Source organism: Curtobacterium oceanosedimentum, assembly GCF_020297365.1.
Classification (GTDB): Bacteria; Actinomycetota; Actinomycetes; order Actinomycetales; family Microbacteriaceae; genus Curtobacterium.
The window spans coordinates 1-6163 of the sequence record NZ_JAIXIG010000053.1 but is presented as its reverse complement, the minus strand read 5'-3'; the positions used below and the strand labels follow the sequence as shown (position 1 = coordinate 6163).

The window sequence follows — 6163 nt, the reverse complement described above, 5'->3', positions numbered from 1 at the left end:
ACGGCACCCACCCCCGGCCGCAGATGCTCCGCTCGGCCTGGGCCGACCTCGACGGCACGTGGTCGTTCCGCAACGACGGCGACGACGTGGCCTGGCGCACGGGCTTCCCCGACGCGCGCGACATCGTGGTGCCGTTCCCGCCCGAGTCCACCGCGTCGGGCATCGACGAGCCCGGCTTCCACCCCGTCGTCTGGTACTCCCGTGCCGTCACGCGGGCCGAGCTGGACGCCGCCGGCTTCGGCGAGGGGGCCCCGCGACTCGTCCTGCACTTCGGAGCCGTCGACCACCGCGCCCGGGTCTGGGTGGACGGGCAGTTCGTCGGCGAGCACGAGGGCGGTCACACCCCGTTCTCGTTCGACGTGACCGAGGTGCTCGCCACCGACCCGGACGCCGTGCACACGCTCGTGGTCCGGGCCGAGGACGACCCGCACGACCTGACCCAGCCCCGCGGCAAGCAGGACTGGCACGAGGACCCGCACGCCATCTGGTACCGCCGGACGACGGGGATCTGGCAGACGGTGTGGCTCGAGGCCGTGCCGACCGCGTCGATCGCGTCCCTGCGGTGGACGAACGTCGACCACGCGACGATGCGGCTGACCGTCCGGGTCGACGGCGTCCGCACCGGCGGCGAGCGCTTGCGGGTCGAGGCCCGCTGGGATGACCGCGACGAGCACCTCGCCACGGTCGAGACCACGCTGGGCGCGACCGGCGACGAGTTCGACGTCGTGGTGCCGATCGCACGCCAGACGAACGGGCAGGCCGAGGACGAACTGCACTGGACGCCCGAGACGCCCCGCCTGGTCGACGCCACCGTCACGCTCCTCCCCCGCGCCGGATCGGCCGCCGTCGACGCGGTGACGAGCTACTTCGGCATCCGCACGGTCGGCGTCGACGGCGGTGCCTTCCTGCTCAACGGTCGCCCGCACGACGTCCGCAGCGTCCTGAACCAGGGCTACTGGCCGGAGTCGCACATCGCCGCACCGTCGCGCGAGGCCCTGCGCCGCGAGGTCGAGCTCATCAAGGAGCTCGGCTTCAACGCCGCCCGCAACCACCAGAAGATCGAGGACCCGCGCTTCCTGTACTGGGCCGACCGGCTCGGCCTGATGGTGTGGGGCGAGGCCCCCGGTGCCTACGCGTTCTCGCCCCGTGCGGTCCAGCGCCTGGTGCGCGAGTGGATGGACGCCGTGGAGCGGGACGCCTCGCACCCGTCGATCGTCACCTGGGTGCCGGTCAACGAGAGCTGGGGGGTGCAGCACATCGCCACGGACCCGGCGCAGCAGGCCTACGCCCGCGCGCTCGCCGACGTCACGCGGGCGATCGACCCGACGCGTCCGGTCATCTCGAACGACGGCTGGGAGCACACGAACTCCGACATCGTCACGATCCACGACTACGAGGGCGCCGGCCCGGCCCTCGCCCGCACCTACGCCGACGCGGCGGCGCGCACCGCCCTGTTCGAACGCTTCGGTCCGGCCGGGCGCTGGGTGCTCGTCGGTGGCGCGCAGGACCTGGGGCAGCCGGTCATGCTCACCGAGTTCGGCGGCGTGAACTACCAGCCGGGTGCGCAGCGCGAGGACGGCTGGGGGTACACCTCGGCGACGGACGGCGACGACTGGGTCGCGCGCATCACCGCGCTGTACGACGCCGTCCGGGCGAGCTCGTTCCTGGCGGGCTCCTGCTGGACGCAGCTCACCGACACCATGCAGGAGACGAACGGCCTGCTCAACGCCGACCGCAGCCCGAAGGTGCCGATCGAGCAGATCCGTCGCGCGGTCACGGGGCACTAGCCGGGAGGCCCGCCCTCCGTCCGCGGCGGTGGTCGGGTCCGGCAGACGGACCGGACCACCGCTGCTGGTCATCCGAGCGCGCCCGCGTGCGCGAGCGGGGGCCGTGGTCTGGGAGGATCAGGCGGGTGACGAGCGTGGCGGGAGCGACCCGAGCCTCCAGGGCGGGGGTCGGGCGGGTGCTGACCGGACCCCGCAGCGCGTGGACCGCGCCCCTGGTCGTCTGGGCGGCCTCGCGGGTGGTGAGCACCGCGCTGCTGGCAGCGGTGTACGTGCTCGCGACGGCGAACGGCTGGACCTTCGCCTCGCACCGCCAGGACCCGTCGTTCTTCACGTTCTCGGGCTCGTGGGACGCGTCGTTCTACCGGACCATCGCCGAGCACGGCTACCCGGGCACGCTGCCGACCGACGACGCGGGACACGTGCAGCCGAACGCGTGGGCGTTCCTGCCGGTGTTCCCCGCGGTGGTGCGGGTCGTCATGACGCTGACGGGTGCGTCGTTCTGGGTCGCCGGGGTGGTCGTCGCCTCGATCGCCGGCGCGGTGGCCTGCGTGCTGCTGTACCGACTCGTGCTCGCCGTCGGGTCACCACGTCGGGCGCGGTGGGCGACCGTGCTGTTCGCGTTCGCGCCGACCGGGTTCCTGCTGCAGGTCGCCTACGCCGAGAGCCTGCTGCTCGCGCTGCTCTTCGGCGCGCTGCTCGCCCTGGTGCGGCGGCGGTACTGGTGGATCGCCCCGCTCGGCGTCGTCGCGGCCTTCACGAAGCCGGGGGTGCTGGCCCTGGCGCTCGCGCTCGCCGTGCACCTGGTCGTGCGGTGGGTCGAGGCCCAGCGCTCGGGGCGGAGCGTCGAGGTCTTCCCGTGGCGAGAGCGCGTGGCGATCGTGGTCTCGGGGCTCGTCGTGGCGGCGGCGGGGCTCGCGTGGCCGGTCGTCGCGTCGACGGTGACCGGACGGCCGGAGGCCTACCTGGAGACCGAGCTGTCGTGGTGGGTGGGGTTCGTCGGCCGTCAGCACTTCGCGCCGTTGACCCCGTGGTTCACGATGGCGTCGACCTGGCTCGGACCGCTCGGCGTCGTGCTGGTGCTCGCCGTGCTGGCCGGCGCGGTGTGGTTCTGGACGCGTCGGGGCGTGCGGGCGCTGGGGACGGACGTGCTCACGTTCACGGCGTCGTACGGGCTGTACCTGGTCGCGGTGTTCCTGCCGCAGCAGTCGTTGCCACGGCTGCTCATGCCGATGGCGCCGCTGCTCGGGTCGGACCCGTTCGTCGGCACGCGGCGCCGAGCCGTGACGTGGTCGGTCGTCGGCGTGTGCCTGCAGCCGGTGGCGATCGTGCTGCTGTGGTTCCTCGGGTACCCCTGAGCCGGGCCTGCGCGATCGGGGCGTCGGGGCGCGGCGAGCCGGGACGTCGGGGCGTCCGGGCGTCCGGGCGTCGGGCCTGCGCTACGCGTCGAAGGTGTGGAACCAGGCGGAGCCGCCCGGGTGCTGCACCGTGATCATCTCGTCGAGGTCGCGGTACGGGCCGTCCTGGTTGTGGCTCGCCGACTTGATGCGGATGGTGCCGTCGGACTCGGTGAAGACCTCGGACACGATCGTGGTGTGGTCCGGTGAACCGTTCGCGTTCCAGTCGAAGAACACGATGTCACCGACCTTCACCTTGTCCCGCTCGTCCGACGACCGCCGGGTGAGCCCGAACTCGGCCGCGTTGTCCGCGAGCCAGGGGTCCATCGTCGGGCAGTAGGTCCACGTCGCGCTGTGCTCGGCCCCGGCCGCCCGGTTGTACCAGTCGGACCGCTGCTCCCACCCGCGGGCGATGAGGGTCTGGCTGACGTAGTTCGCGCAGTCCCCGCCGATCGGGTTCATGGTGCCGTACTCGGCGAGGTTGTAGTCCTTCCAGTACCGCATCGCGTAGGCGAGCTGCCGGTCGACGTCGGTCAGCGCCGCGTACGCCAGGCTCGTCGTCGCGACGGCGTCGCCCGCGGCCGGTGCCGGGGCGGCGGTCGGCGTGGGTGTGGCCGTCGCCGTGTCCTGCGTCGCGCCGGTCTGACCGTCGTTCGCGGCGCTGCCGTTGCCGTCGGAGGACTGGTTCGCCGATGGGGTCGGTTCGATCGCCGAGGTGAACAGTGCGACCTCGGCGTCGCCCGCGGCGTACATCGCCTGGTGCGGGGCCGTGAAGGTCACCTTCGACGCGGTGGCCTGCACGTCGCGTGCGGCGACGCCGCCGACGGTGACGCCCTTGACCGCGGCGAGTCCGGCACCCGTCACGGTGACCGTGACCCCACCGGCCAGCGGGACCTGGGCCGGGCTGAGGGCTTTCGCCACCGGCTCCGCCGTCGGGGTGGCCTGCGGGTCCGTCCCCCCGCCCGAACCCTTGCGACCGGTGCTGCGGTCGTCGCCCCCGGACGAGCACGCCGCGACGGCGAGGCCGATCCCGGCGACGCCGGCGAGGGACAGGAGGGCACGGCGGTTCATCGAGGCAGTCATGACACGACCAGCGTATGCGACGCCTCCGTCCTCCCCACAGGGCATGATCGTCGTCCGGGGGCGGATCGCTCCCGTCCCCGAGCCCGACCGGGCCGGACCGCCCCGAGAGGATCAGCACACCATGCCCGAGAGCCACGACTTCTTCGTCGCCACCGACCCCGGGACCGCTCGTGCCCAGGTGCGCGACGCCCTCACCCGCGAGGGCTACACGGTCGACGACGCCGAGCAGGGGGCACTCCGCGCGACGCGGGGCAGCTTCGGCCTGACGCTGCTCCTGGGCGGTCTCGCGAACGACCGCACGTTCCACACCCGGCTCGACGTGCAGATCATGGTCACCCCGGACGGCCGCACGGTCGCCCGGCTGCTGCGCGGCTCGGGCAGGTCGGCGGTGATGGGTGGCGCGCTCGGCGTGACCAGGGGCAACCGGGCGTTCGAGCAGGCCGCCAACGCCGTGCACGCCACGTTCGCCCGCGCCGGGGTGCTGACGGACAGCATCCCGGGCTGAGCGACCGCCCTGCAGACGGAGCGCGGGCCCGGCACCGTTCGGTGTCGGGCCCGCTCGCCGTCGGTGGTCAACTCAGGAGCACGAGACGTTCCGGTCGATGGTGCCGGAGCCGTACGGCACCTCGACCTGCACCATGGCGATCGTGCCGCCGGGCAGCGGGGTGCCGGAGCAGGCCTTGCGCGCCTTCGTGACGGTGCTCCTGCCGAGCGCGATCCAGTTCGAGCGGCCGTAGAGCGGGCTGTTCGACTTGACGGTCCCGGCGATGGTCTTCCACTGGGAAGTGGTCGAGTAGAGGCCGATCCGCTTCACGCCGGCCGTCTTGAGCCCGACGATCATGCCCTGCATCGCCGCCCGGTTCTGAGCGGTGTCGCGCTGGTAGGACAGTCCGGTCTCGACGTCGAGCCACCAGCGGTACGCCGACGGGTTCGGGACGCCACGGCTCTGCACGTCGTCGTACCCACGTGCGTAGCCGTACATGAACGAGCACGCCAGCGAGACCTGCTTCTTGCCGCCCTTCGTCACGCACTTGCCGAACGGGTTGGTGGGCACCGTGCCCTGGTAGCGGTTCGACGTCGGCCACACCGAGGCCTTGAGCCCGGGGTTCGCGAACAGCACGTACAGCTGGGTCTTCGGCTGGGTGGACCCACCCACGGACTGCGCCGCCCAGGCGAGCTGGTCGTCCAGACACGGGTTCGTCTGGTTGCCGAGCGAGCCGTTCACGCCGACGATCGCGAAGGCCTGGCCGGTCGGCACCTGGCTGCCACACTGCGGCCAGGAGATGTCGACGCCGAGCGGCGTGACCGCTGCCGAGGCGGTCGACGTCGGGCCGGCGACGACGACCCCCGCTGCGACGACGACGGCGGCCGCGAGCGTCGCGACGAGACGAGTGAGACGGTGCATGCTTTCCCCCCTGGACGGACCCGGTACGGGTCGGCGGCCCTCGGCCGCGCACGGGGAGTCTAGGGTGATGCGCGCTGCACCACACCCCCTCGCCCGCGAGCCTGTGTCGAACGACCCACCACCGGCTGCCTGTGCAGGACGGTGCCCGACCAGAACGGTACCGAACGGCCCGGATCGACCCGCAACGACGGAACGGCCCGGAACCTGTCGGTTCCGGGCCGTCCTCGTGGTTGCCACCTGGTGGAGCTAAGGGGATTCGAACCCCTGACCTTCTCATTGCGAACGAGACGCGCTACCAACTGCGCCATAGCCCCAAGTGCTCGACCACACTAGCACCCCCGGTCCGTCGATCCGAAATCGCACGGCGGCCGTCGGGCGTGCCGCGGTCAGACCGCGCGACGCCGCCGCATGATCGCGTCGAGGTCGGCCTGCTGGTAAGCATCGTCGTCGAGGACCCCCATGCCGGCCCACTTGCTCGGCGGAGCGGCGGGCTC

5 protein-coding genes and 1 tRNA gene are annotated in these 6163 nt (G+C 72.6%); 3 read left to right on the top strand and 3 right to left on the bottom strand.

Annotation, left to right across the window (positions count from 1 at the left end):
- Both LEL83_RS15610 and LEL83_RS15605 read left to right on the top strand, forming a co-directional pair.
- The coding region (locus LEL83_RS15610; RefSeq protein WP_225559508.1) for a glycoside hydrolase family 2 TIM barrel-domain containing protein at positions 1–1787 on the top strand (1787 nt) is incomplete at its 5' end.
- 125 nt (positions 1788–1912) lie between these two features.
- Positions 1913–3142, top strand: coding sequence for a putative hexosyltransferase (locus tag LEL83_RS15605; RefSeq protein WP_225559507.1), 1230 nt, complete (start codon positions 1913–1915; stop codon positions 3140–3142).
- Positions 3143–3223: 81 nt separating this feature from the next.
- Here the strand turns inward: LEL83_RS15605 and LEL83_RS15600 are convergent, their stop codons facing one another.
- A complete protein-coding gene (locus LEL83_RS15600) occupies positions 3224–4264 on the bottom strand; it encodes an amidase domain-containing protein (protein ID WP_225559506.1) in 1041 nt (346 codons plus the stop codon).
- Between the two features lie 121 nt (positions 4265–4385).
- On the opposite strand from LEL83_RS15600, the gene LEL83_RS15595 reads away from it, so the two are divergent.
- Entirely contained in the window at positions 4386–4769 is a 384-nt protein-coding gene (locus LEL83_RS15595) for a hypothetical protein (RefSeq protein ID WP_225559505.1), read from the top strand.
- A 72-nt stretch (positions 4770–4841) separates the two neighbouring features.
- On the opposite strand, the gene LEL83_RS15590 is transcribed toward LEL83_RS15595, so the two are convergent.
- Entirely contained in the window at positions 4842–5669 is an 828-nt protein-coding gene (locus LEL83_RS15590) for a glycoside hydrolase family 25 domain-containing protein (RefSeq protein WP_225559504.1), read from the bottom strand.
- Between the two features lie 238 nt (positions 5670–5907).
- Positions 5908–5983 (bottom strand) — tRNA-Ala (locus LEL83_RS15585).
- Between the last annotated feature and the right edge of the window lie 180 nt (positions 5984–6163).

Excerpts from the sequence above, each read along its gene's own strand:
- LEL83_RS15600 (WP_225559506.1), bottom strand. The coding sequence starts at position 4,264 with ATGACTGCCTCGATGAACCGCCGTGCCCTCCTGTCCCTCGCCGGCGTC.
- LEL83_RS15590 (WP_225559504.1), bottom strand. The coding sequence starts at position 5,669 with ATGCACCGTCTCACTCGTCTCGTCGCGACGCTCGCGGCCGCCGTCGTC.
- LEL83_RS15595 (WP_225559505.1), top strand. The coding sequence starts at position 4,386 with ATGCCCGAGAGCCACGACTTCTTCGTCGCCACCGACCCCGGGACCGCT.